The sequence below is a fragment of the Pseudomonas agronomica genome (genome assembly GCF_025917275.1).
Lineage (GTDB): Bacteria > Pseudomonadota > Gammaproteobacteria > Pseudomonadales > Pseudomonadaceae > Aquipseudomonas > Aquipseudomonas agronomica.
Window position 1 is genome coordinate 1 of sequence record NZ_JAOSHO010000914.1, and the last position, 943, is coordinate 943.

2 protein-coding genes are annotated in these 943 nt (G+C 62.2%); one reads left to right on the plus strand and one right to left on the minus strand.

Annotated elements, in window-relative coordinates; all coding sequences use genetic code 11:
- Positions 1 to 52 precede the first annotated feature (52 nt).
- On the minus strand, positions 53 to 553 hold the full coding sequence (locus tag OC610_RS28075; protein ID WP_264432887.1) for an MgtC/SapB family protein: 501 nt from the start codon (positions 551 to 553) through the stop codon (positions 53 to 55).
- Positions 554 to 684: 131 nt separating this feature from the next.
- Between OC610_RS28075 and OC610_RS28080 the strand changes: the two genes are divergently transcribed.
- The gene (locus tag OC610_RS28080; protein WP_039589213.1) at positions 685 to 921 is read left to right on the plus strand and encodes a DUF3203 family protein; all 237 of its coding nucleotides are present in this window, start codon (positions 685 to 687) and stop codon (positions 919 to 921) included.
- The last annotated feature ends 22 nt before the right edge of the window (positions 922 to 943 follow it).

Below are 943 nucleotides of genomic sequence, written 5' to 3' on the forward strand. Positions count from 1 at the left end.
ATCGCGAGCAAGCTCGCTCCCACAAGGACCTGCGCTCGACCCGGCGGATGCCCTATGGCTTACTATCCTTCTCCAACGCCCGGACGATCACCGGCATCACACTGAAAATCGCCAACGCCAACACCGTGCTGAGCACCGCCGTCGCCTCCCGACCGAGCCCGGCGGCGACGCCGATGGCCGCGGTCATCCACAGGCCGGCAGCGGTGGTCAGCCCCTTGACGTGGCTCACGTCGCCCCCGGTGTTCTTCAAGATAGTACCAGCGCCAAGGAAACCGATGCCGGCCACCACCCCTTGTATCACCCGACTCATCGCATCGGCCTGGGAGCCGGACATCTGCGGCACCAGCACGAACAGCGCGGCGCCCAGCGCCACCAGCATATGGGTGCGCACACCGGCGGCCTTGCCCTTGTGCTCACGCTCAAAACCCAGGATGCCCCCCAATAGTGCAGCCATCACCAGGCGTACCGTCACCCGGGTCATTTGCTGGGCATCGGTGATATCGGCGAACTCCGCCTGCAGGGTCACCCAGACTTCATGCCACCACGCTTCCATGGACCGTCCTCTCTTCGCTCGATAAACGATGGACCGCAAGCGATGCGAGACGTGCGACCGCTGATCAGCCACGAAGAACCCTGCCGATCCAGTAACGCCTAACGTTCAGGCATACAGGAAGGAGCAGTACCATGACTGTACGTATCGACGACAACCGGACCTGCCATTTCGACACCCCCAACGGTTCGGAACAGCGACCGGCCAGCGAATTGACCATCATCACCGACCCGGACAAAGCCATGTCGGCCGTGGAGCTCAATGGCGGGCGGGTTTATCTGACTGAAGCGGAGGTCGATGCCCTGACCGTGGCTGGGGCGGTTGATGGGCGGCAGAATTTGAAGGCTACGGATGGGGGGTCGGTTATCTGACCTGGATATGTGTTTTGTGTGA

Bases quoted from the DNA above. Each gene is read 5' to 3' on its own strand.
- OC610_RS28075 (WP_264432887.1), bottom strand. From the start codon at position 553: ATGGAAGCGTGGTGGCATGAAGTCTGGGTGACCCTGCAGGCGGAGTTC.
- OC610_RS28080 (WP_039589213.1), top strand. From the start codon at position 685: ATGACTGTACGTATCGACGACAACCGGACCTGCCATTTCGACACCCCC.